The sequence below is a fragment of the Streptomyces sp. NPDC057280 genome, from assembly GCF_042668605.1.
Classification (GTDB): Bacteria; Actinomycetota; Actinomycetes; order Streptomycetales; family Streptomycetaceae; genus Streptomyces.
In genome coordinates, this window is record NZ_JBHUYR010000013.1 from 178683 (window position 1) to 202973 (window position 24291).

At 67.2% G+C, this 24291-nt stretch carries 19 protein-coding genes, 1 tRNA gene and 1 pseudogene; 7 read left to right on the forward strand and 14 right to left on the reverse strand.

Features of this window, described 5'->3' with window-relative positions; all coding sequences use genetic code 11:
* Window positions 1–49 precede the first annotated feature (49 nt).
* Window positions 50–123 (forward strand) — tRNA-Thr (locus ACFUO4_RS41700).
* Window positions 124–377: 254 nt separating this feature from the next.
* On the forward strand, window positions 378–1016 hold the full coding sequence (locus ACFUO4_RS41705) for a hypothetical protein (RefSeq protein WP_383495362.1): 639 nt from the start codon (window positions 378–380) through the stop codon (window positions 1014–1016).
* Window positions 1017–1470: 454 nt separating this feature from the next.
* Here the strand turns inward: ACFUO4_RS41705 and ACFUO4_RS41710 are convergent, their stop codons facing one another.
* From ACFUO4_RS41710 to ACFUO4_RS41725, 4 genes are all read right to left on the reverse strand, one after another.
* Window positions 1471–1965 (reverse strand): hypothetical protein, encoded by a 495-nt coding sequence (locus tag ACFUO4_RS41710; RefSeq protein WP_383495365.1) that lies wholly within the window; start codon window positions 1963–1965, stop codon window positions 1471–1473.
* 218 nt (window positions 1966–2183) lie between these two features.
* The gene (locus ACFUO4_RS41715) at window positions 2184–3584 is read right to left on the reverse strand and encodes a hypothetical protein (RefSeq protein WP_383495368.1); all 1401 of its coding nucleotides are present in this window, start codon (window positions 3582–3584) and stop codon (window positions 2184–2186) included.
* A gap of 168 nt (window positions 3585–3752) precedes the next feature.
* Window positions 3753–5396: a tyrosine-type recombinase/integrase gene (locus ACFUO4_RS41720; protein ID WP_383495371.1), complete on the reverse strand. Its 1644-nt coding sequence runs from the start codon at window positions 5394–5396 to the stop codon at window positions 3753–3755.
* A gap of 1 nt (window position 5397) precedes the next feature.
* The gene (locus tag ACFUO4_RS41725; protein WP_383495374.1) at window positions 5398–6036 is read right to left on the reverse strand and encodes a helix-turn-helix domain-containing protein; all 639 of its coding nucleotides are present in this window, start codon (window positions 6034–6036) and stop codon (window positions 5398–5400) included.
* 90 nt (window positions 6037–6126) lie between these two features.
* On the opposite strand from ACFUO4_RS41725, the gene ACFUO4_RS41730 reads away from it, so the two are divergent.
* Window positions 6127–6381, forward strand: coding sequence for an integrase (locus ACFUO4_RS41730; RefSeq protein ID WP_383495377.1), 255 nt, complete (start codon window positions 6127–6129; stop codon window positions 6379–6381).
* Window positions 6382–6466: 85 nt separating this feature from the next.
* Here ACFUO4_RS41730 and ACFUO4_RS41735 read toward each other — a convergent pair whose 3' ends face one another.
* Window positions 6467–8332 carry a hypothetical protein gene (locus ACFUO4_RS41735; RefSeq protein WP_383495380.1) on the reverse strand — a complete coding sequence of 622 codons (1866 nt, stop codon included), beginning with the start codon at window positions 8330–8332 and terminating at the stop codon, window positions 6467–6469.
* Between the two features lie 549 nt (window positions 8333–8881).
* Here ACFUO4_RS41735 and ACFUO4_RS41740 point away from each other — a divergent pair.
* The 3 genes from ACFUO4_RS41740 (at window position 8882) to gltX (ending at window position 11989) form a co-directional block, all read left to right on the forward strand.
* Window positions 8882–9439 carry an ATP-binding protein gene (locus ACFUO4_RS41740; RefSeq protein ID WP_383495383.1) on the forward strand — a complete coding sequence of 186 codons (558 nt, stop codon included), beginning with the start codon at window positions 8882–8884 and terminating at the stop codon, window positions 9437–9439.
* 134 nt (window positions 9440–9573) lie between these two features.
* Window positions 9574–10464: a hypothetical protein gene (locus ACFUO4_RS41745; protein WP_383495386.1), complete on the forward strand. Its 891-nt coding sequence runs from the start codon at window positions 9574–9576 to the stop codon at window positions 10462–10464.
* A gap of 157 nt (window positions 10465–10621) precedes the next feature.
* Window positions 10622–11989 carry a glutamate--tRNA ligase gene (gltX, locus tag ACFUO4_RS41750; protein ID WP_383495389.1) on the forward strand — a complete coding sequence of 456 codons (1368 nt, stop codon included), beginning with the start codon at window positions 10622–10624 and terminating at the stop codon, window positions 11987–11989.
* 11 nt (window positions 11990–12000) lie between these two features.
* Here the strand turns inward: gltX and ACFUO4_RS41755 are convergent, their stop codons facing one another.
* The 8 genes from ACFUO4_RS41755 to ACFUO4_RS41790 are packed head-to-tail and all read right to left on the reverse strand — an operon-like array spanning window position 12001 to window position 20492.
* Window positions 12001–12996, reverse strand: coding sequence for a glycosyltransferase (locus tag ACFUO4_RS41755; protein WP_383495392.1), 996 nt, complete (start codon window positions 12994–12996; stop codon window positions 12001–12003).
* Complete coding sequence (locus tag ACFUO4_RS41760; protein ID WP_383495395.1) at window positions 12993–13598, reverse strand: HD domain-containing protein; 606 nt, start codon at window positions 13596–13598, stop codon at window positions 12993–12995. Before ACFUO4_RS41760 ends, ACFUO4_RS41755 begins: the two co-directional genes overlap by 4 nt.
* Entirely contained in the window at window positions 13595–15322 is a 1728-nt protein-coding gene (locus tag ACFUO4_RS41765) for a carbamoyltransferase C-terminal domain-containing protein (RefSeq protein ID WP_383495398.1), read from the reverse strand. The genes ACFUO4_RS41760 and ACFUO4_RS41765 overlap by 4 nt, the downstream gene beginning before the upstream one ends.
* A gap of 23 nt (window positions 15323–15345) precedes the next feature.
* A complete protein-coding gene (locus ACFUO4_RS41770; protein WP_383495401.1) occupies window positions 15346–16158 on the reverse strand; it encodes a radical SAM protein in 813 nt (270 codons plus the stop codon).
* A gap of 15 nt (window positions 16159–16173) precedes the next feature.
* Window positions 16174–17274, reverse strand: coding sequence for a hypothetical protein (locus ACFUO4_RS41775; RefSeq protein WP_383495404.1), 1101 nt, complete (start codon window positions 17272–17274; stop codon window positions 16174–16176).
* Entirely contained in the window at window positions 17271–18392 is a 1122-nt protein-coding gene (locus ACFUO4_RS41780) for a radical SAM protein (RefSeq protein WP_383495408.1), read from the reverse strand. The genes ACFUO4_RS41775 and ACFUO4_RS41780 overlap by 4 nt, the downstream gene beginning before the upstream one ends.
* Window positions 18379–19374 (reverse strand): D-2-hydroxyacid dehydrogenase, encoded by a 996-nt coding sequence (locus ACFUO4_RS41785; protein WP_383495411.1) that lies wholly within the window; start codon window positions 19372–19374, stop codon window positions 18379–18381. The genes ACFUO4_RS41780 and ACFUO4_RS41785 overlap by 14 nt, the downstream gene beginning before the upstream one ends.
* Window positions 19371–20492, reverse strand: a complete 1122-nt coding sequence (locus tag ACFUO4_RS41790; protein WP_383495413.1) for a glycosyltransferase family 4 protein — start codon at window positions 20490–20492, stop codon at window positions 19371–19373. Before ACFUO4_RS41790 ends, ACFUO4_RS41785 begins: the two co-directional genes overlap by 4 nt.
* A gap of 809 nt (window positions 20493–21301) precedes the next feature.
* Here ACFUO4_RS41790 and ACFUO4_RS41795 point away from each other — a divergent pair.
* Window positions 21302–22801: pseudogene (locus ACFUO4_RS41795) on the forward strand (LacI family DNA-binding transcriptional regulator); the annotation flags it as partial.
* A 128-nt stretch (window positions 22802–22929) separates the two neighbouring features.
* Here ACFUO4_RS41795 and ACFUO4_RS41800 read toward each other — a convergent pair.
* Complete coding sequence (locus ACFUO4_RS41800) at window positions 22930–23904, reverse strand: EcsC family protein (protein WP_383495417.1); 975 nt, start codon at window positions 23902–23904, stop codon at window positions 22930–22932.
* Window positions 23905–24291: the final 387 nt, after the last annotated feature.

Here is a 24291-nt window from a genome sequence, read left to right on the forward strand (position 1 = left end):
CTGTGTAGACTTACCGACGTTGCTGATCGCACCATAGTGCGGACGGCGCGCCGCCTTAGCTCAGATGGCCAGAGCAACGCACTCGTAATGCGTAGGTCTCGGGTTCGAATCCCGAAGGCGGCTCTTGTGAAAGTCCAGGTCAGACGCCGCTGACCTGGGCTTTCTCGCGTTTTGGGGTGCTGTTCTGGTCTGGGCTGACCCGGCGGTCCGTGCCGCCAAATCCAAGGGGTGCGCGAGGGGAGCGCATCAGCGCAGAGCTTGTGCGCGGGGGTGCGCAAGGGGTGGCGCGACAGCGTCGCCGAAAGCCATGGCGAGGGTTCTCGGCGAGTAGGCCGGTTTTGTGGAGACGCTCCAACCCGGACTTCTAGGCTGGGGCCGTGGCAGATCGATCGGACACCCTCCCGTTCAAGACCCTTGTGACGCAGGCGAGCGCCGTGTTGCTGACACACGGAGTCGAGGTCGAGCCGACATCGGTGCGGGGCGTCGCGGAGCACCTCGTCGAGGTCATGGGCCGGCAGATGGGCATGGACCATGACGAGGCTGTCCATCTGGTGACCCCGGAAGCCGTCGCGGAGATCATCATGAAGGCGGCGAGCGAAGCCGACCAGGGAGTCTCTGGACCACACGCGGTGCGGCCGGTGCGGATCGACGACCGTACGGTCAGCGCCCCCGTCGAGTCGCTCGGCCACTTGGTCATGGCCGCTTCGCAGGCCGGTAAGTACGCCGGCCTCAACGACGACGGAGCGGCTGAGGCCCACCTCCTAGATCTCGCTACTGAGATCGGCGCGGCCCTTGTGAAGAACCATGCCGACGGGGCAGCAGAGATCTCTGTGGGTGTGCTCGATGAGCTGGCCGAGTTGGTGGACACCGTGGCTGACCATGTCGAGACAAGCGGATGGAGTATCTGTCCGTGCGGCGATGACCACGACCAACGCCGGGTGGATATCTGCACGGTCCGGGTCATGCGTCACCATGCTGCTCTGGCCCGTGGCATGCGGGAGCAGGCCAGTGGCTAGCTTCGTCAGCGTGCGGTGACGAGTTCGGCGCAGAGCATGGGCCAGAAACTGCGGCTGAGAGGAGGCTGGAGTCGCTACGAGGCCACGTCCGGCCGGGGGCCGGTTCGCTCCAGGCTGGCCTGATGCCGAGTTTGTACCAGAGCACCATCGTGCGGGTCATCAACGCACTGCGCAGGGGAGCGCACGGCCGAGCTTCCCAGTGAGCGGCCAGGGGTTTCTTCGCGGGAGATCTCGGCGCGAGTCCACGGGATCTCCGTCACTTCTGGGTCGGTGTGCCACCGCGTCTCGCCCCTGAGCCGTTGCCGGAAAACGCGGCGCGTGCGGCCCTTGGAAGAATGGGAGTCGCTCAGTAAATGCACGTGGTGTGACGGACCAACGGGACATTGCCCGGATCACGGCTCGACCGACTCGTACAGACGGAAGGAGACGCTTCCCGCCAACGGATCCCGGGCCCCTACGAGGCCATACCCAACTCTGGAAGACCCGGGGCGCCGAACAGGTCGTCGAAGCGGCGGGCTCCTTGTGCAGAGATCAGAAAGTACGGGGTCCCGGAACCAACAACGCTGTGCGGCCCTTCCTGCCCCGCGATAAGGACATCATGCGGTGCCCACACGTCGAGCCCGTCGAACACGTAGTAGACCGGGAGACTTGTCCAGGCAACGAGCTGCAAGTGCGCCTGAACTGCAGAGCGTTCAACGGCGTGACGCCCTGTTCGCTGGCTGGTCATCCCACCTTTACAGTCGATCAGCACCAGGTCCCTTGCCTTCGCCGCGATGAGATCCGGGAACCAGCGAATGGAACTGTCCGTCCGCCGGAGCGCGCATTGAAGCGCCCTACTCAGCAGGCCCTGCCCCCAGAAATCCACTTCCCATCCTCGTCCGATAAGTTGCTCGGCGACGTATCGCTCGTGCGCATCGCCTATCGCTTTCCGCTGCTGAAAGCTCGTCATGAAGGCAGTGTGACCCGCTGGGGGAAGTAGGTAACTCTCCGTGGATCGAACCAGGCCAGTCCCCCTCTGTCTCAGTAGTTCTCACTGTGTTCGCACCGGTTCGTGGACGTCCGCCTACGTCCACGGACACTGTTTCCAACATGGCCGAAATTTGACCGCTAAGGCCGCCTTAGAGGTTGTGCCGTACGGGGTCTGAGCCGTCCAGTGAAGGCCGTCACTCACCTGCTCATGCGCCGTCTCGCGTTGCGCTCCGCCTGCGGTGGCTCATCACCGTAGAGCGCCGCCAGCACTAGGTCACGCTGCCCGCGGAAGGTACGAAATACCTGCTGGCGGACAAGATCGCTACTGATTCCAGTCGTGCCGATCTGCCCCGTCTCGACCAGGCGCGTGAACAGCGTGTTGTCTAGGTATCCGGGCACGTTCTTGTATCCGAACCGGACCGCACCCTGCCGCCCGTCCTTCAGGCGGGCATCCTGACGCAGCGACTCAAACTGGCGTCGGGAGAAGTACATACCGTGAATCATCTCCGAGGTGTGGGGCAGTACCGACCTCGGGTGACACAGCTTGATCCAGCTCGGGTTCCCGTCGAGACGCTGCTCGCTTCTTCCGTCGGCCACACTCGCCGCATACCGATCCAAGGCCCTCATGCGCTGGAGCTCCTTGGCAAGGTTCCGGTCGCTATTCGGGTAGTAGAAGCCGCCCTTCTCCGCGTCGAGTTTCTTGTACTGAACAAGGACCATGCTGTTTCGTGAGACGTTGTAGAAGATGACGTCGCACCCCAGCAGTCGTTCCGCTGTCGCCCGGTTGGCGTTCCCGACGAGCAGAGTTCGCCCGTGCTCGCGGAACTCTCGCCATGCGACGTGATCAGTGGCGTTGCTCAGCCATCCCCGCATCGTGTGCGTGTCGTGGGCGATGAGGTGATCCTCAAGCGCAGGCTGAGCATCCATCGTGTCCGGACGGTGAGTTCTGTCCTGAGGATTGGGCTGACCTCGGCCCTCTGAGGCTGATGGCTCCGCAACCAGGTCAAGGAAGAGCGGCGGCACCCTGTCGTCGTAGAGCTCCTCTGCGGGAGGATCCCATTCGGCCAGATCTAGGGCCCGGAAGCCCGCCATACGCGCGGATATCAGGGTGCCGTCGCGCTGCAGGGAGACTGCCTGGCCAGCGCGCGAGGCCCCGAAGTCCCATGAAGAGATGGCGCCTTCGATCTCGTCGACGGCATCACGTGCTTCGGGGCGTCGTTCCAGAAGGAGGCGTCGCAACTCTGAGCCTGCGGTCTTGGTCTGCTGCCCCTCCGTAGCAAGATGGCGCTGCAGATGTCTCGGTACAGCTTCGAGCAGCTCAGACAACGGCACCGGAACCTGCAGAGGACGGACATAAGTGACTCGCAGCTGCTTCACCGAGTCTGCCGCCTTGCGGCCGCGCACGCACTTGCCTACGTACTTGACCTCGTAGCGTCCATACCTGTCTTGGGCTGCGATCAGGGCCAAGTGCCGCCCCTTGAAGAGCTCTTCCTTGCGTATGAGTGTCCACTCGTACTCGAGACGACGGGACCGATAAATTTCCTCGAGGGCCCTGACGTCTTCGTACTCGAAGCTCTCGCACTTGATGATCGCGACCATGGCTGCATTCTGGCCCAGCCCGCCTACCGACGGGTCGGCTTCACCCAGCGTGGGCCGCTTCTGCCGTACCTCTGGCCACCCGGCGGGCCAGCAAGGGCGGATGAGCCTCCGTAGAGCCCGGGGCGCAGGAGGTAGAGACCTTGCATCCTGGGACGGAACAGCGCCTGGCTACGCCATGAGCGCTTCGCCGTCAGCGGCATCGCATGTGCACTTGCACGTACAACGGGGAGAGGTAGCGATGGAGAGGGCAGGCCGGGCCGCACGCTGTTCGATCACCGAACGGATCGCGCGGGGCGCGCGAGGCACGAGTTTCACGACCGCCTCCGCCGCCGCCCGCGCGAGATCGTCGAGGACGGACTGGTAGATGTCGCGGGTGATGCGGCTGTCGCTGTGGCCCAGCGTCTCCGAGACCACCTTGATATCGACGCCTGCGGCGAGCATGAGGGTCGCGGCGCCGTGACGCAGGTCGTGGAGGCGGATGGGCGGGAGTCCGGCTTCGGCGACGAGTCGCTCGAAGAGGTCGGAGATCTTGCCCGGGTGGAGGAGGGAGCCATCCTCCTCGGTGAAGATGCGGCCCGTGTCCTTCCACGCGTCGCCCCACTTGCGCTTCTCCTCCTGCTGGAGGAGCTTGCGTCGCTCCAGTGCGTCCACCGTTTCCTCGTCGAGGGCGACGGACCGGATGCCGCTGTTGGTCTTGGGAAGACCTTCGAGGACCTCCCAGCCGTCCTGGACGAGCTGAGTGGCGATTTCCAAGGAGCGCGTCCTCTTGGAGAAGTCCATCCAGCGAGGGCTGCATCCTTCGCCGCGGCGCAGGCCGCGGAATGCGATCAGACGCCACATGGCATCCAGACGGTCACCCTCGACGTGGTCCAGGAACTGGCCGGTCTGCTCCGGGGTCCAGACCATCACCGGGCTGGGCTTCTCGCCCGTAGCCAGCCAGTGGGCCACCCGCTCCTCGGTCCAGACGAGAGCCTTGGGCTTGGTCCCGGGCTTCATCTCGACGTGCTCGGCCGCGTTGTAGTTCGGGATGATCCGCTGCGCGATGGCCGTGTTGAGTGCGGCGCGAAGCGTAGCCCTGATGTGGTGCTGGGTGTTGACGCTGGTCACCCGGCGGAAGGGCGGCATCTGGTCGATGGCGGCCTTGAGCCACTTACGACGGGCGCGGTTCTCGGCGCCCTTCCAGGGGATGGCCTTGAGCTCGTCGAGAGCTGCACGCCTCTGGGCGTTCTGTTCCTGGATCTCGATGTTCGTCTCGTTGATGGCGTCGAACATCCGGTCGAGGTGTGGGACGTTGAGCTTGTCGAGCCGTACTTCCCCGAGGTGGGGTTTCAGATGGACCCGGATGTCGCTCTCGTAGCGCTTCTGGCCACCCGCGCGGAGGCGCTTCTTGCCGCTCAACCAGAGGTCGAGCCATTCGGACACCGACATCCTGGGGTTGAGGGCCTGCCCGGCGGCGAGCCGCCGACGCGTCTCGTCGTAGTCCGGCAGCGGCTCCTTGTTCTTGGCGCAGGTCTCCAGCATGTCGCTGACCGCGAGATGGCCGACTGGATCGTCCTCTTCGGGTATGGCGAGCAGTGCACGGACCTTGTTCAGTTCCTTGGTCGCCTCGGCCGAGGATTCGAAACCGCTGCGACGAAACTCCCGGCGGGTGCCGTCGGACCGGTTGCTCAGCTCGTGGCGAATCGCCCAGGTGCCGTGACGTCGGTTGGCCAGCTTGGGGCACGACTTGCCGTAGTTCTTGCCGGTTTCCGGGTCGCGGCACGAGCAGCGTCGGGTGGTTGCGCCGCCGGAGGAGGAGGTGGTGCTGGTCACGCTAGTCCTGGGGGTCGGGTTCGTCGACGAACGAGAGATCGGCGGGGAGGGCAGGCGGAACCAGCCCGCGTTCCCGCATCACCTGGCGGAAGACCCGTAGCTCTCTGCAGTCGTCAAAGGCGAGTTGCTCGTACGACGCAGCGGCTTCCAGGAGGGTCTCGCGACGGCCGGAGTCCAAGGTGATGCTGGCCTTCCGCCGCCGGTCCTTCGCCAGGCGGGTGGATGCGGCAGCCGTGGCCACGGCGTCGCTGTGGACGCGGAACGTGTCCAGCACTTCCCGGGCGGAGCCTTGCGGCGCGGACTCGGCCAACGGTGTCTCGCCGGTGAACCAGGCGACGGCCTCCCAGGTCGGGACCTCCCGGTCGGGGAGCACGGCGACGGAGGCGTCCGTGCCCAAAGGGAACAGCAGGCTGATCGGCGGCACCTTGTAGACCTCGGCGAGCACGAGGAATTCCGCCAGGTCGATCGAGGTGCGCCGCCCGGTCTCCAGATTCGTGATCGTCGTCTTGGGGACCGCCAGGCCCAGCCCGGCGCACGCCTGTGCGGCCTCCGCCACGGTGAGGCCGGCGGCCTTGCGGGCCTGGCGCATCTGCTCGGCTACGCGGGCGGTGAAGCTCGGCGACCAGTCTCGATTCGTCATGGCTACAACTTACGTCGCAAAAATGAGCGGCTGCAACATCCGTGGTACACGTTCTGCTGTCACTGCACACATTGGCGATCGGAATGCATCATGGCGACATCGAAGGCTGGCCGGGGGATGACCCGCGACGAACTGCTCGCTCTGCCTGTTGCCGTCGACCTCGATACGGCCAACAAGGCGCTGACCATCGGCCGCAGCACGGGATACGCCCTGGCGAAGAGGGGTGAGTACCCGGTCTCCGTCCTCAAGCTGGGCAACGCGTATCGCGTGGTCACGGCGGAGCTGCACCGGATTCTCGGCGTAGGACAGGAGCAGGAGGCCGAGCGCGGGCGGCTGTGTGCCTAGAGCTGAGCGCGCTCCAACGGGGAGTCGACGGACGGGGCGGCAGCGGAGCCGGATGCCGTCGTTGGCCCCGCTGCCGTATGGAACGTCAACTGGGTGAAGCCACGGGAGTACCCGCGGCTTTGGGCGGCTCGCTGGCGAGTGGGGAGTCAGGCCACAGGCGGCAGGCGAGAGCATTCGCCGCAGTGATCATCTGGGCGTGGGTGGGTTGATCGGTCTGTGGGTCCAGGACGGTGGGCGGATGCGGGCTAAGCCCGGGGCCGTGAGCGATTGGCCGGTTGGCGGGGAAGCGCCCGAGAACAGGTGTCCCGTAACGGGCGAGCTCATTCTCGACGGCCTCGTCGAAGTCGTCGAGCTGTACGTCGTGGGAGGCGGGGTTGACGAGCAGCATCCCGGCCAGGGGGCGTTTCAAGGTCCAGCGGCCCAGTTCCTGCTGTCGCCACTGCATGGCCGATTCTGCAGGTGTCAGCATCACGGCGTCGGTGTCCTGTCCGGATTCGGCGGGGAGCGGGATACGCCGCTCGTAGGGCTCTGCCCGGTGCACGAGGATGCGCACGTCGGTGAGCCGACTGAGGGAGTGTTCTTCCCAGCGCCAGTCGTCGTTCCTTTTGATCAGGAAGACGCGGTCGAAGCGACGTCGAGCCTCCGCAAGCGCGCCGGCGATTGCTTCGTCCCCATCGGAGACCCTCAGCGACCAGAGTTCTCCTGGTGGCGGGGCGATACGAAGTCGCCGCCACCCCTCGACTGTGTCTGGGACCGGGGCCGTGGCCCATGTCGGCTTCCCATGGTCACGGAAGCCGATCCAGCCGTCCCGGTCCCGGGCCAGGATGAAGGCGGTGACCAGTCCCTGCGTTGTCCATACGGCCGCGATCTGCTCCGCCACCCAGGACAGGTCATCCCGGTGCAGGCCGCCGGTGTGTGGCACCCCTGTGAGCTGGATGGTGACACCGTCGCGGTCCTGGACGCCGCGATCTGGACCGGCGAAGTTGGTGACCGGACGGCTGACGCTGAGGCGATCACCGATCGCGATCAGGGGCCGCGGACTGGGGAACTGGACGTGTGGCAGAGACGCGGCCCTATGGCTGCGTACGGTGAGCACGCCTCTCCAGTCCCACGTCCCGGGCCGCGGGGCCAGGCGTACCGTGCACTCATCGGTGCCGCAGGCGTGGTCCAGGATTCGTAGGCCGCAGCCCGCGACGCGATCCGTCAGCACTTCGATGAGCCTAGCGTCGTCGAACTGCGGTCCGACCACATGGCGTTCCAGGATCCAGTCGAGTCCGTAGTCGGTCATCTGGGTAGCCACCCGCACCCCGGCGTAGCCCGCCAGGCTGTCCCACAGGCGCGGACGCCGCAGAAGGGCACTGCCCATCGCAGAGGAGGCACTGAGCTGGCGCACCAGACTGCGCGCCGCTGGCTCTCGCCGCCGAGGCCCAGGTTCCGGACGCTGAGGATCCCACTGCGTGCTGTGCCCAGCCGTCCGGATCCGCTCTTCGTGGGCGGTCAGCAGCGCGGGCAGGTCCACCCCGTGTGGTCCGGTCACCCACACCGCTGGCTCGGCAGCCCGCCAAGACCGCTCGTACGCCCAGGGGCGAAATCCGAAGCGCAGCCGCTTGGCGTCGGTCTGGACGACCAGTCCGCGCACCCCGCGCCATGGCCCCTTCTTCGGCTGGTAGGGCAGCAGCTCAAACAGGGCGTGCACGTCCTCGGATCTCTCCACCCGGAGCACCAGACCCTTGTCCATGGGCTTGGCCTCCCGCACTCCGAACGGCCGGGTCTGTCCAGTCACCGCGCCCAGTGCGGAGACGAGCACGGACTCCAACAGGGCCTGGGCCGTCCAAGCGGCAGGGATCAACTGGTCGAAGCGTTGAAGTGCGCCGAGGCGCTGCCGCGCGCCTTCCAGGGACTCACCGGTGAGCTGGGCGGCGGCGTTACTGATTTGGTCGAGGTCGTACATGACGCGCTCCCTCCGCAGAAGCCGCCCCCCGACCTGGGCAGCGAAGGCGCGTGTCAACACAGCGACAGCAGATAGAAACCGAGATGAGGTCAAGCGACGTCGGTTCTCCGGGCAATGCCCTCTGAGGTCGGGGCAGGCATCCAGAACTGGCCGCGTCCGAGGCCAGGCGAGAGCAAGTTAGCCCATCTGCCCGACGGGCTCCAGCTACACGACGAGCTGATCACTCGATTGGCGGACGGGCGCGCTTCTACGGCGAGGACGCCCTCTGTGCGCGGTCGGCAGACGGAGGGCGACGCTGATATTGCAGTCGCGACTCGAGAGGATGGCGCCTGATGCAAGGATTCGCAGGCAACAGGTACCGCGAAGGACTCCCGAGCACCGGTACTGCACTGGCCTGTGGGTAGTGGCTCAGCCGCTGGTTCGTGCAACAACTAACCGAAACGTCAAGTACTTTGCCGTGCTTTGCCTACGGACGGACTGTCCTCACACGGCACTTGTCGGATGGAAGGCTTCCGTTCGCTGAGGTCGCTACCAAGGTGAGGTGTCGTCATGGAGCGTTGCGATCCCAAACGTCCGATGCACGAATTCACGGTCGCGGCTGCTGTCGAGGCCGTCCCGTCTGCACGTCGCCAAGTCGCCGTGCTGGTAGGGAAATTGGGCTTCTCCGTCTCGGACGACATGCTGGAAACCGTCGAGTTGTTGGCGAGCGAGGTGATCGCCAACGCCGTCCTGTACTCGGATGCTCCGTGCGACGTCGCTGTGACGCGGATCGACGAACGGCTCCGTGTCGAAGTCACGGACATCGCCCCGTCGCTGCCGAGCGCTGTCGAGGCTGGGCCGAACGACGAGCGCGGCCGGGGCCTACTGCTCGTTGACGCTTTGGCGGACGCCTGGGGAGTGCAGCCGGACTCCCCGGGCAAGACGACGTGGTTCGAGATCGCGCCAGAGTCTTTGACCGAGAACCTGGGTTACGACTCCGCATGTCCCCAGTCCTCGGGCGCGGCTGCCGTGCGACGGACTGATCGAGAGGACGGCATAGAACCGCGGGCCAGGTCACGGGTACCGTCCGTCCAGGCGAGTGCCGGGGAACGGCAGCGAGCCGCCTGAGGCCGTGGGCCGCGACGACCGACCCCACTACGGCCTTGGAAGAAGCGTCGGCAAACACGCCCACCGCGAGCAAGGTGGCTGACCGTGGGTGAGACACGGACGCGGGTGGAGCCAGCTGTGGATGTTGTCTGCGCGTGCATCTGATCGCGGCGGTGACGGCGCCCCGTACATTGCTCTCCAAGGTGATGCTGTTGTGGCCCGAGATCGGCCTGCCCGGCTCAGGCGCTGAGAGTGGAGAGGTCTGCGTGTCGTCACGTGGTTCGGAAACGCCTTCCAGCGATCCGACACGCGAGCACCGTGGCGGTCGAAGAGTGCTCACGGCGGAACTGGTGCGTGACGCCCGGCGGCAGGTGGGAAACGGGGCATCGATAGAGCACCTCGCACGCGTGATCGGCGTGAGCGGCAGGGCGCTTTCCAAGGCGGTCTACGGTGCCACCTGGCGGCAAGTGGACGATCCACCGCCGATCAGTCGGCCCCAACCAGCTGATCCGGATCGGCCCAGCCCCACGGTTCTGAACGAAGATCATGTGCGCATGCTGAGGCGCGAGCACGCCGCCGGCGCTTCTGTGCGCTATCTCGCGACGAGGAACGGCCTTACCTATAACACCGTTCATGACGCGGTTCGCGGAGTTACCTGGGCGCATGTCGCTGATCAGACACCCGAGGAGTGCGCCGGGGAGCTTCGCCGGCCAGGCGTGCTCCTGACCGCCGCGACAGTCGGAGAGATGCGGCGTGCGCATGCCGATGGCGCTTCCTTGCGATCACTCGCCGACAAGTTCCATCTGAAGTACGGGACGGTTCGAGCCGCTGTACAAGGGGCGACCTGGCGTCACCTCACCGATCCGCCCCCTGTGCCGGCCACTGGACGAGGCGGACGGAATGTGCTCACCAGTGAACAGGAAGGGGACCTTGTGCGGATGCGGGAGGAGACTGGAGCCACGTACGCCCAGCTCGGCGCCACGTTCGGAGTCAGCGAGGCCACGGCCTGGCACGTCTGCAATCGACGCCGCTCCGCCCAGGACTGACGGGCGCTGGTCTGGAGTGGTCGTATGACGCATGCTCCCCGAGCCGGAGCGGGGGGACGCTCCGGCAGGCGCGGTCGAGTGGTCTTCGGGAATCGGTAGGCTTGCGCCCATGTCTACAGCCTCCACACGCGTGCGTTTCGCCCCGTCCCCGACTGGAATGTTCCATGTTGGCGGGGCCAGGTCGGCTCTCTACAACTGGGCCGTCGCACGACAGTCGGGGGGCAAGTTCGTCCTGCGTATCGAGGACACCGACGCGGCCCGCAACAAGCCGGAGTGGATCGACGGCATCATCAGCGCGCTCGCGTCGATCGGTATCTCAAAGGACGATCCCGCCTTCGAGGGGCCGTACTTCCAGTCGCAGAACGCCGACCGCCACACCGAGGCCGCACAGCAGCTCTACGCGCAGGGCCGCGCGTACTACTGCGACTGCACCCGTGAGCAGCTCCAGGAGCGGACCGGCTCGCAGCATCTCGGCTACGACGGCTTCTGCCGGGACCGGGGGCTGGAGTACGTCGAGGGCCGGGCGCTGCGGTTCCGTACGCCCACCGAGGGCGAGACGGTCGTCGTGGACCTCATTCGGGGTGAGCCGTCCTTCCCGAACTCGGCGATCGAGGACTTCGTCATCGCCCGCGGTGACGGCTCCCCGGTCTTCCTGATCGCCAACGTGGTCGACGACCTCGACGAGGGCATCACCCTGGTCATCCGAGGCGACGAGCACCTGTCGAACACGCCCAAGCAGCAGTTGCTGTGGGAGGCGCTCGGCGCGAAGGCCCCGGTGTGGGCGCACCTGCCGGTGATCGTGAACGAGAAGCGGCAGAAGCTGTCGAAGCGCCGGGACAAGGTCGCTCTTGAGGACTACCTCGCAGAGGGCTTCCTGCCGGAGGCGATGACCAACTACCTGATGCTGCTCGGCTGGGGCCCCGGGGACGACGTCGAGCTCCGTCCGTACGAGGAGCTGGAGCAGAAGTTCCGCGTCGAGGACGTGAACACCTCCCCGGCCTTCTTCGACATCAAGAAGCTGACCGCCTTCAACGGCGAGTACATCCGGGCCCTGCCGCTGGAGACCTTTGTCGCGGCCTGCGAGCCGTGGCTGCGTGCCCCGTACGCCAACTGGGCGCCCGAGGACTTCGACCAGGCCGCGTGGGAGGCGATCGCCCCCCACGCGCAGACCCGTGTGGCCGTCCTCTCAGACATCACGGCCAACGTCGACTTCCTGTTCCTGAAGGAGCCGGTGGAGGACGAGGCATCCTGGGACAAGGCGATGAAGGGCGACCCGGTGGCCCTCCTCACGACGGCCCGCGCCAAACTGGAGACGGCCGACTGGACCAGCCCCGAGTCCCTCAAGGAGGCCGTCCTGGCCGCTGGCGAGGACCACGGCCTGAAACTGGGCAAGGCCCAGGCCCCGGTGCGCGTCGCGGTCACCGGCCGCACGGTCGGTCTGCCCCTCTTCGAGTCCCTGGAGGTCCTCGGCAAGGACCGCACGCTCGCCCGGATCGACGCTGCGCTGGCGAAGCTCGCCGGCTGATCACTTCGAGGTCACGGTCCCGTCGCCTTCGCGAGGAGGAGACGGGACCATGCGTCGCCGAAGTACGTCGTATCGAAGCGGGCCAGTGTCTCGTACACGGTCTTCGACTCGTCGGGCGCTGCCTCCGACCGCTCCCGAATCTGCTGGGCCAACCGAGGCGGATCCGGGTGTGGCTGCCCGGCCAGATGCGCGAGGTCGCCGAGCCCGGCGATGGGGTGGATGAGGCAGGGCATGCCCAGGAGCAGCGCCTCCGCGGCGCAGCGGCTCCACCCCTCTCGCATACGGGGAGTGAAGACCCCGACGTCGCAGGCCCGCAGTAATTCGAGGTACCGGGGACGGGGCAGGTCAAAGTGGAGTCCCGTGGAGCCGATGGTGTTGCTCCCGGTGGTCACGAGACGGAGCCCGGGTTCGCCCTCGATGGCCCTGGCGACCGTCTCGACGCCTTTCCAGTGCACGGCTTTGCCCGCGTACACCGTGATCTCGTTCTGGGGGAGACCGAGGCGGGCCTTGCATTCGGCCGGGTCCATACCGCGGACTCTGTCGATCTCGGCGAGATCGAAGGCGTTGTAGATCACCTGGACGTTGTGCACCCCGCGCTCCCTCAGGAACGCCGCCCAGGACGGAGCGACGCACACGACCGCGCGGCACTGCGACAGAACCGCGAACAGCCTGCGCCACAGCAGCGGTTCGAGGGGCCAGGAGTCGAACTGGAGCGGCTCGTAGTGGTGGAAGACGAAGACGGTCCGGGCCCGCATCTCCGGGGTGAAGAACAGGACGCTGAGGTCGTCCCAGAGGAACGCGCCCGGCTCGTCTCTGAGTTCGCGGATCTGAGGCGCGAGGCGGGAGAGGTGGCGCACCTTCCGGCCTCGGCGGACTGTGTAGGCGCGCTTGTAGTCCGGCACCGTGCGCCACTCGATCGAGTCGGCTGTGACCTCGTGGATCATGCGGAGGTAGACGCGGCCCCCGGTGCGACCCTGCGGCGACATGGAGTGGACGACCGGGGTCACGTGCCCGCCTCCGCCTGCTGCCGGTACTCGGCGTGGAGCATCTCGTACGCGGCTCGCAGTGGTGCGCTCACGTCGCGGGACTGCTCAGCGAGCGGCAGGTAGGTGCTGGTCAGGCTGTCGAGGAAGCGCGCCCGACGGGCCGGGTCCGGCGAGTGCCGCAGGTCGCGCAGGTTGTCGATGCGGTCGGCGAGACGGATGAGCAGTTCCTCCGGACCGAGGCACCTGATCTTGTTGTGCCAGACGTCCGAGTCCCACGCTCGCTTGGGGCGCTGCTCCAGCCGGTGGTCGGGGGTCATGGAGCGCAGGCGTTGGGTGAGAGGAGGGCCCAGGTGGGACGCTATGAGGCGCTCAGCTGTCGGGGAGATCTCCAGCGCGTCGTGCAGCAGGCCGAGGATGAGCAGTTCGGGATCGGTGACGCCGAGTTCGTCCTTCAGGATGGCCACGACGCGCACCGGATGGCTGATGTAGGGCGTGCCCTGGTCTCGGACGTGACCGGCGTAGATCGTCGTGGCGAGGGTCGCGGCGAGCCGGCCTCGCGCTCGTTCCGGCTCCGGCCAGTCCTTGAAGCCGAGTTCGTCCGTCATGGCGGGGGTGCTGGTCATGCGCGGTCCGTTCCGTCGGGGGCCGTCAGGGCCGTGTCGAGCCGCACGTGCGGGGCGAGGATCAACGTGTCCTCGACGGCCAGGGCGTCGAGGCCGAGTTCGACCGCGGCGGCGACGGCCTGCTCGGCGGTGCGGAGGATGGGCGTTCCCTTGAAGTTCAGGGAGGTGTTCAGCAGGACGGGTACGCCGGTGAGTCGGTGGAACTCCTCCAGGAGCGGGCGAACGCCGGAGTGCCCTCGGCTCACGGTCTGGAGACGGGCGGTTCCGTCGTGGTGGACCACCGCGGGCATCCGGTCGGACTTGCAGTGGCGGGCGCGTACGACGCGGTTCATGAACGGGTCGCCGTCGCCGAGGAACCACGCGTCGGCTTCCTCGGCCAGGGCCAGGGGCGCCAACGGGCGGTAGTCAGCTCGCTGTTTGAGGGTGTTCAAGCGGGTCTTGGTCTCCGCCTTGCCGGGGTGGGCGAGGATCGAGCGGTGACCGAGGGCCCTCGGCCCGAACTCCATGCCGCCCCGCACCCAGCCGACGACGTGGTGGTCCGCGAGGAGCGCGGCGACGGTGGGGATCAGCCGCTCACCGAGGCCGGCGACAGCGCGGTAGCCGCCCGGGAGCCCTCCGTCAGGCAGGGCGTCGGCGAGCGGTCCCCAGTCGGCGTCCTCGGGTGTCGGCAGGAGTGGCTGTCCGAGGACGTAGTTCCAGGCGTACAGCGCGGCGCCGACCGCGGTGCCGGCGTCGTGTGGTGCCGGGGCGACGAACAGGTTCTCGAAGCCGGACTGCTCGGCGAGTGTGCCGTTGAGATGGGAGTTCATTGCACAGCCGCCGGAGAAGACCAGCGTGCGGGCGGCCGTCAGATGGCGCAGGTGACGGGCCACGTGGACGACCGCCTCGGCGAAGACCCGCTGGGCTGCGGCAGCCAGGTCGGCGCGGGCGGCCAGTGACTTGGAGTCGGCAGACTGCGCGGTCCAGATGACGTCCTCGATCCCGAGCGGAGTGTCGGCGTCGTACGAGCCCCATGGCGCCGCGATGTGTACGTGCCCGAGCTCACCGAGATGGACGAGGTCGCGGAGTTCCTTGTAGTAGCGGTCCGGGTCACCGAAGGCGGCCAGGGCCATCATGCTGCCCTCGACCTCGTTGCCCGGCGGAATCACCCGCAGCGCCAGGTTGCGGTAGAAGTGGCCGAGGGACGGATGGGTGCGCACGGGCCCGGACGGGCCAGGGGCGATGGCTGGTGTGACCTGGTGGATCCGGTCGATGCTGTCCGGGGTCAGGTCGTAGCCGGTGATCCGCTCGCGTCCCGACGCGATGTCCGCGCCGAGGGCGGACCCGCCCGCGTCGATGACCAGGCCGGCGGCGTGGTCCTCACCGGAGAGCAGATAGCCGGACAGGACGTGCGCGGTGTGGTGCGAGATGAGCTTCAGCCGCTGCCCGAGCACCCCGGGGAGCAGGGCGGCGAGTTCGCCCTGCTCGGTGGACGCCCACGATCCGTGCCGAGGGCTGGGACGCATGGACGGCGTCCACACGTGGTCGATGTCCTCGACGGCGATGCCGGCGGACCGCAGGCACCAGTCGAGGGCATGGGTGGGGGCGGTGAGGATGCCCTTGCGTGTGGTGCGGTTGTGTTTGACGCCGCTCCATCGCTCCTCCTCGGCCGCGTAGATACGGCCGTCGACGACGAGGCAGGCGGAGGTGTCGTGGTGGAAGTTCAGACCGAGCGCTGCGGGCATGGGGACCTCCGGGAAGGGGGTGGTCAGACGGAAGCCGTGCGACGGGCGAGGGAGGGGACGACCTGAAGGCCCGAGTCCCTGTACTCGTGGCACTTCAGGCAGAAGTCGTAGTGCTCGCGGCGCGGCGCGAAGACCTTGGTGGCGAAGTCGTCGTCCCAGACCGTGAACTCGCTGTCGTTCTTGGCCATGGCGTTGAAGCACCGGTAGCAGTCGCCGTCGACCTCGATCATGAGGTGCTGGTCGACGTTGCGGTCGCAGAGTCCACCGAGATCGTTGGCGGGCTGGCCGACGTCGATGTGGTGGACGTGGTTGGTGACGTGGATGGCGCCGTACTCGTCGCACAGGGTGGCCAGTTGACTGAGACGGTCCGGGGCGATGGCCTCCAGCACGCTGTTGATGACGACGGTCTTTCCGGCCTCCCGGAGCACAGGGATGACGGCGCCGACCTCGTCGTAGTTGTCGTGCTCCTCGTCGCAGCCGATCAGGACCTGGTCGTAGTGCGCGAGGGTCGTCTGGAGGAGACGCTCGTTGCGGGCCAGGGTGATCGCGTTGGAGCCGAGCACCATGACCTGGTCCGGGAAACGGTCGCGGGCCAGGCCGCTGAGCTCGCTGAAGTCGCGGTGGACGGTGGGTTCTCCGCCGTTGATGTGCAGCTGCCGGAACGGGATCTGGCCGAGGCGGTCGAGGACCTGCCTGAACGTGTCCAGCGGCATGTTCTCGCCTTGGCCGCCTTCGGCGAAGATGCAGAAATCGCAGTGGCGGTTGCACTTGGTCGTGATCTTGATTTTCGCGGTCTTGAGGGTCCTGGGCGCGCCGGACAGCACGGAGGACGTCATGGAAAGCCCCTTTGGTCACGCGGAGTTGGCGGAGAAGAAGTCTTCGACGACGGAACGGTGACGACTCCACTGGGCGAGGAGGCCGCGAAGAGCGTCCGCCGTGGTCGGGCCTGCTGGCAGCAGCTCCGTCATGGCCTTCACGAGCGACGCGTCGGTCCCGGAGGTTCGGTCAGCCAGGCGGGTCAAGGTGTTCCGGGCGGAACGGAGTTCCTTCTCCTCGCGAGCGATCAGGTAGCCGGTCTCGGTGTCCGGCGGAGGGTCCAGGTAGTAGATCCAGCGTGCGACGCGCACGCGCAGCATGCCGGCGGTAGTGGTCCACCCTGCTGCTTCCGCCTCAGATGCCTCCGGCAGCGGCCTGGGGCGCGGTGTGCGGCGCAGTACGGCGTCCACGGCCGCGTGGGCCGAGCGCAGGAAGTCCGTGGGAGAAGGGTCCGGATCCGAGGCGGTGGCGGACAGGCGGAGGAACTTTTTGGCGAGTACTTCGAGCTCGCCGGGGTGCCACTGGTCGAGAGCCGCTGTCTTCCCGGGGAAGCGGGTGCGCGTGGCGAGGGCCGCTGACGCGAACCAGCACGGCGCCACGTAGTGCCAGGCGACGCAGTGCCTTCGGTAGCCGTCGAGGTCGTGATGGACGTTGTCGGTGCTGTCCTTGTCGAGTTGGTAGCGACCTCCGATCCGAGCGTCGAGGATCCCTCGGTAGAACCTCTCGTCCGCGCGACTCCACGGCATCATCCGCGCACGGGACTGCCACCGCCCGAGAGTGGCCGCGCTCCCCGTGACCAGGCTCCAGGTGGAGATCTCGGCCGGTGACACCTGGTTCCGGTCTAGCTCGCCGTCGGTGAACGCGAATCCGGGCGGATGTTCGAGCAGCCGGCTGTGGGCCGGGTCCAGGAGCACCGCCCGGTGATGGGCGGCGGCCAGCTGCTCGTTCCACTCCCACCACGAGTCGGGGGTCTGGTCGAGGATGACGCGGATGTCGATGTCCGAGTGCGGTGCGATGAGGTCGTCGGCCTGCCACTTGTGCGTGAGCATGCTCGTGGTGACGCCTTGAGCGGCTAACTGCTCGGCATAGATGACGCCGAGCCGCACGTACGACGTGGTGGAACGGACCGTGGTCACGCGGGCTCACCGCCGGGTCGGCGGAGCGAGCAGCCCCCACCCGTACCGCTGGCCACGGGTAGCAGGGGAAGCACGGGCACGCCTTCCGGCCGTTCCATGCGGTCCCAGCGGAGGTCGTAGTCGACGTAGTGGAAGCCCTGCCAGGCGTCGTTGCTGTCCCGTTCGAGCATGGCGTTGAAGAGGTGGGCGTAGGCGTCGGCCATGGTGCCGTTCGCGAGGTGCGGCTTCAGGGGGATGTCACGGTTGTGCAGGATGCAGGGCCGAGCGATGCCGGTGGGCGTGACCTTGATGCGGTTGGCGTCGGAGCAGGTCGCGCAGGAGGAGTTGGAGATGAACCCGATGGAGCCCGCCCAGCCGGGCGGCCGCATGTACCGTCCCGGGCTTCGCACTCCCAGATCGGTGCGGGAGATCTCGCCGGCCTGCTCGAACCAGGCGTGGAGGCGTTCGCGGACCTCCGCCTCGGGCACGAACTCGGTGGGGAACAGTGCCTCCGCCGGTCCGATGCGCTGCAGTTCGATCAGCCGTACGGCGATGGGGAGTCGCTTGGCGAGTTCGGCGACACCGAAGGCGTCGTCCAGGTACGACCGCTGGAGCACACAGTTGATCTTGACCTTGAGGCCGAGTTCGAGTGCACGGTCGATTGTGGCGCGGGAGACTCGTGGGTCACCGCCGCCCATGATCTCGGTGGACCGTTCGGGATCGAGGCTGTGCAGGCTGATGTTCAGGTACGTGAGCCCGGCATCGTGCAGCGCGTCCACGGTCAGGCCGCGGCGCAGGTTGCCGTGACTGGTCATGCCGATGGTCGCCCTGTCGCCGAGTCCCTCGGAGAGCGCGCTGATGATGTCGAGGATGTCGGCACGCAGCGTCGGTTCCCCGCCCGAGCAGTGAGCCTTCCGGATGCCCCAGAGCCCGGCCTCGTTCGCGATGCCCGCGTAGTCGGAGATCGTGAGCGTCTTGTCCTTGTGTCCGTAGTCGGGCATGCACCGGGGCTTGCAGAAGACGCAGTCGAGGTTGCAGATGGAGTTGAGCGTGAACGCCAGGTAGGGGTGGTTCCGACCCGACTCGGCGAACCGCCGCAACAGGTCGGTCCTGGCGGACTGCTGGTCAGTGGGGGTCATGTGTCCCTCCGTGGGTTGGGGTGACAGCACCGTTGAGGGGCTGGCCGGCGACGAAACGCCGGAGGTTGTCGATGAAGAAGGCGACCGCCTCGTCCATGTAGGTGTGGCTGAAGACGGCGCTCTTCGGCGTGAGCACGATCCGCGGGTGGTGGCGGAGCGGATCGTCGAGCGCCGGCGGCTTGCGCGGCTGCACGTCGAGGGCGGCACCGGCGAGCGGGCCCTGGTCGAGGGCGTCGAGGAGTGCGTCGTGGTCGACGGTGCTGGCCCGCCCGAGGTTGATGAAGACCGTCCCGGGGCGGCACGCCTTGAAGGCGCTCTCGTCGAAGAAGCCGTGCGTCGCGGCGGTCGCGGGAAGCAGGTTGACTACGGCGCGTGAGCGCGGGAGTGCTTCATCAACGCGGTGTGCCGGCACCCATTCGATCCCGCCGGGTTCGGAGTGCGGAGGGCTACGCCGTACGCCTATGACGTGCATTCCGACGGCCTGCGCCACCTCGGCGAGGCGGAGGCCGACGGAACCGCAGCCGACGATCGTGAGCGTCTCGCCGTACAGGTCGAAGAAGCTGCTGGCGAGGTCGTCCTTCCACCAGGCGGACCTGGTCTGGAGCCGTGTACTCGTGAACAGGCCCCGCGAGAAGCCGAGAAGTAGCCCGATCGCGTGCTCGGCCATCGGCCTCCCGTGGTAGCCGTATCCGCGGGTGACCGTGACGCCCGCGGCATCGAGCGCGGCGACCGGCCAGTGATCGACGCCTGCGGACGGGGTGGCTGTCCAGCGGAGCCTTGGGGAGGCATTGAGCCACTCCCGGCCGAAGGACCAGCCGAAATAGACGTCAGCGGTGCGGATCTCGTCAGGAATGTCGCGCTCGGGGGCGACGCGGAAGCGGACGTCGGGAAAGGCGGCCTGTAACTGTCCAGCGTGTCGATCGGATAACTGCCAGAAGGGATAGGGGGAGTTGAGGGCGAGCAGCGCCGTGGTTGTTGTCACGCTCCGCTCCCCGAGGGGGCGCTGGGCGCTATCGCCCAAGGGACGTGCTGGCGCAGGTAGGAGCGGATCGTGCCTTCGTAGTCGTGCCGAGCCGTGAGCAGTGCTCGGCCGCACGCACGCATCTGCTCACGCCCTTGGGCACTGATGTGGAGCGCCCGCCTGATCGCGTGAGCGAGGCTTATGGGGTCACGAGCTTCCGCCGTGAACCCGGTCAGTCCGTCGACGACGGTCTCCGTGAGCCCGCCCGCCCGAGTCGCGACCACCGGCGCGGCGCCCGAGGCGAAGGCTTCGAGGGGGATCCTTCCGAAAGGTTCGGCTCGGGAAGGCACCACCACTCCCCGGAGGGCCGGGCTCCGCAGCCACGAGCGATACTGCGGGGAGAACCGAGGTAGGAACGTCGCGTCGATCGCGTAGTCCCGGACCATCGCCTGGAGTCGCTGCTGGTAGCTGGTCAGGGACTCCGTGTGCGTCGCGGGTGCGAGCAGGAGGTGCGGCACCCGATCGCCTCGCGTACCGAGGATGCGGACAGCTTCCAGCAGGTCCTCGAAGCCCTTGCTCTCCACCGCCCGGCCCATGGCCAGCAGGAACCCTGCTTCGGCACGCGGCGGCAACGGGGCGGGCGCCGCGTCCTCGTGGTCGCTCAGGAGCAGGCCGTTGGGGAGGTCGACCACCGCACGTCGCGGGACGCCGTAGACCTGCTCAAGATGACCGCGCATGTGGTGCGAGATGGCGGCGACGAGTGCCCCGCCACGCACCGCCGCTGTCAGTCCCTCGTGTTCCCAGCGGATGCGGCGCCGGTCCTCCGGTGAGGCGAGCTCACTCGTTGACCGAGGCAGGAGAAGGAGACTGAACGGATCGTCGGAGCGCCGATGCGGCCCGAGCCCGAGGAAGGGGATGTCCAGGCCGATCAGTTGGGCCATGGAGACATCGGCAAGGCGCTCTCGGGCGGCTTCCGTGACCCGCTCGCACAGTGCTTCGCAGCCCGCGAGGGCGGCGGTCGCCGCTCGACCACCCGGAACCGGAAGGACCTCGGCCCCGGAGTGCCGCAGCATTCCCTCCGTCTCGGTCACCCACACGGGGTCGTAACTGGGGTCGGAGCGTGAGATGTGTACGGGCATGACCAGGAGGCGCCCTCGCGGCAGTGCCCGCGCGAGTACCTCAAGGAAGGCCCTGTTGCTGAAGCCTGTGCCCGATGTGCACCCGTAGTAGCCGTCATGCAGCGCGACGGCGATCGTCGGCGAGAGCGTGGCAGTGGACAGCCCAGCGGTTCCTTCCGCACCTGTCTGCTGCTGGAGGGGGGCCGTTTGGTTGGCCGGAACGGGGGCCACGTCCTCTGAGCTGCGTATACGCGCTGCCATGGGAACACTCCTCCAGTGCGGGATGGGCGGGGGAGAACGCTGACTCGGACGGTGAGACACCTGGGTCGCGCATAGGTGGTGTGGTCCGTCGGAAAGTCGTGCAACGGAGCGTGAAGAGACGATTCCACTACGCGAGTGCGACGAGCGGACAAAGTGTCCGCAGGAATTCGCCGCCGACCTATTGACAGCAACAGGCTTTGTTTGAAGGCGAGTTGGGGGGCGTCAAGAGTTCTAGGCGATCGCTCCAGGCTGGTGGAGATTGCTCGGGCCGTACATTCGCTGCCCCTTGAGGATGCGCTCTGGAGGCGCGACGAGGTCTTGCCGGGTGGCCTGGCGAATGCTGGTTGAAAGTCGACGGCGGAGCGTGTTGAGACCGTCGCAAACCCTCTCCGCTGATCTCCGCACCCTTCGTGTGCCCTTGTTCGGTCTCTTCGCGTGATCTTCTCCGGCGTGTCGACGTGGCCTTGGAGTTCCGCGGGGAGCCTGCGTGAGCCATGAGTTCGCGCGGGAGGAGGACGTAGATGCCCACGCTCGGAATCGTCAGGGACGAGGGCGAAGTGCGACGGACCGCGGCCATGGCCGAGAACAAGGACCGGGGCGGTGGCCGGCCCGAGCCATCACCCGGTCAGGAGACCTTCGGTGAATACGCGAAACGCTGGTACGAGGCACAGGACCTGGCCGCCTCGACCATGCAGAACTACAAGCGCCACATCGAGGAGCACCTGCTCCCCGACTTTGAGGACAAGGCGCTCGCCAGCATCCTGCGCACGGACGTCGACCTGTGGGAAAAGAAGGAGAACGCCGTCTACGCGGCTTCCAGCGTCAGGACGTGGCGAGCGACGCTCCATGTGATCTTCGAAGACGCGATCTACGAGGGTCTGATCACGACCAACCCTGCCGCGAGACGGCGCGGACGCGGCAAGCGAGCCGGCCGCTCCCGCAACCGCGGTCCGGAGAAGGTCGTCACCGATGCACTCGGCATCCTGCTGACCGCCGAACGGGCCGCTCTGCTATCCGGCCGCGATGACGAGTTCGTCGCCGTCGTCCTGAAGGGGTACACCGGCATGCGTTGGGGCGAGATCGTCGGCCTGGAAACGGAATTCGCCCGCCCGAGCTCCGTCCGTGTCGAGTGGCAGCTGTACGAACTCGATACCGGTGAGTTGGTGCGCTGCCCGCCCAAGGATGACAGCTACCGCACCATCGACTCGATGGACTGGCTGGCGGCACTGGTCGCCAAGCACGTCGCCCGAACGAAGCCGAAACCCTGCCTGTGTCACGGCAAGGCCTACGTCTTCCGTGGCCAGGGCACTACCCGAACCGGCGGCCACCAGGGCGCGAAGCTCGTCGACGTCGCACGCCATGCCGAAGTCTCCACGGGCACGGTGTCCAACGTCCTCAACCATCCCGACCGTGTCACCGAGGCCAAGCGGCTGAGGGTGGAGCAGGCCATGTCCGACCTGCGGTTCGTGCGAGGCGGCGTGGTGTCGGAGCATGCGGCCCACTGGCGCCGAAACGGCTTCGCGACGTGGCTGTTCACCCCGGCGGTCTCGGGCTGGTACCCGAAGAAGGCGCCGCAAGAATCCCGCCCCGTTCCGCTTCTCGGCGAGCCGTGGCCTGGTGTTCCGGTCCGAGGGCGCGCGGCCAGTGACCGGGCCGACGCCTGTTGGCTCCCGATCGCCAAGGGCCTTACACCCCACGGCCTCCGCCACACCCACCGGACAGTGATGGAGGACCTCGGCACGGAGAGGGTCCTCATGGACCAACGGATGGGCCACATCGACAGCTCCGTCTCGGCGCGCTACGCCCACGTCACCCCCGGCATGCGCCAGCGACTGATGCTCGGGTTGACCGTGCAGTGGGAGACAGCACTCGACGCGCGGCTGGCCCTGTCCCCGACGTCTCCTGTGCGTGTGCTCAATGATCTCCTGCGCGAACGCGCGTCTATGGTGCGAACTCCCTGCCATAGAAGCGGATCTAGTCGCCGATCCGGCTTGCGGTCAGGGCGCCCTCGTTCGGCCCAGCCTGAGCCCGCCGACTTGCGCTACTGCGCACGCTTCTGGGCGGGTTAGTCAAACCCTGCCCGGACCCGGCGGTATGCGCGTGGTGGGTCAGGCGGAGGCTCCGAGTTTGGTGAACACCACACCTCGACTGTGGGGGCCCGCTGAGGCCGCATCCTGGACCCAGCGGCGGCTCTGACCTATGGGGCGTCGGTCTGGGGGGCGTCGTCCTCGTTGTCCGTCGCCAGTGCGGCCGGGAGCGGCAGGCCGTACTTCTCGCACAGGAATCGGGTCTGGCAGTACCGCTGGGCGTCGGCGGCCACCCTGCCGAGGACGGCGGCATTCATGCCTGCGCCGACGAGAATCCCCACGAACGGCACGACCTTGGCGACGTTCTGCACCGGCACCCTGGAGCCGGCGGGGCCGAGCTGCTGCATCAGCTTCTCCAGGGCGGCCACGAGGCGATGGTCCTGGCGGAGCTTCTGCGACCAGTTGACGCGGCCCTTGAGGGCGTGCGCGGCACGGGCAGTGTCACGCAACGGCTCGGCTTTCGCCGCCTGCGCCATGAAGGAACGGCGTACCAGGCGCTGGATGAAGACCTGCTCTTCGGGGTCCTTGGCGTCGTAGCCGTACGAGTACGCGATGCGCGAGGCGATCGACGTGCTCAGTACCTGGACGACGAGGATGTCCGCCGTCATCGCGGCGGGGATACCGGCGACTGGGACCAACGCCAGCACGCCCATGGCGCCGCCTTCGAACGCACCTGCGGTGCGCCACTTGAGGGTGTTGCGGGTCAGCAGGCGGTCGCAGAACTTGAGGTCCTGCTTCCGTAGTTCGGTGAAACTGTCGAGTTCGAGACCTCGCTTGCGGGCGATCTTCTCGACGCTCTTCGGGTCGTTGAGCTCCATGGCCGACTCGTTGACCAGTTCGAGCAACGCCGCAGCGCCTGCGAGAGCCGGTCTCATGGCCTTGTCGGCGACCGCGTCGCCTGCGCGACGTATCGGCTCCGAGACCGCCTCTGGTACGGCGTCCGTCACCCGTCTCGCGGCGTTACCGGCGACCTCGCCGGTGCGACTGAGCGCGGTGCTCGCCCAGTTCGGCAGCCCACGGCGGTTGTTGCGGCGCTGCCAGTGCTCGTTGAGCGCGTTCCAAACCTGCCCCTCGTAGGCGCTCATCGGGGTTGCACCGTCGACAAGTGGGCTGGCGTAAGTGCTCATTGAGGTTCTCCGTTTCCACTGTGCTCATGGGGGCCACGATGTCCTACGAGCCGATACGAGAGTGAAGCGCAAGTGCAAGGGGCGATGCGGACCACCTGTGTGATCGTCATCTCCAGCGCCTCAGGGCGCAACGGCGTTCGGCAGAGCAGATCCCTCGATCACCGGCCCGAGGTCTGAGCGCAGGCGCATCGTGGCTGAGCGTGCTTCGGTGGATTGATCTCGGAGCGGCAGAGAGAGGGCAGCGCTGGACGGTTGCGTCCAGGGAAGTGGTGTACGGGTTCGACCTGATCCGGGGGTTTGCTCCGGCGTTGGGATGGTGCCCGCATAGATGAACGGCCACCGGCT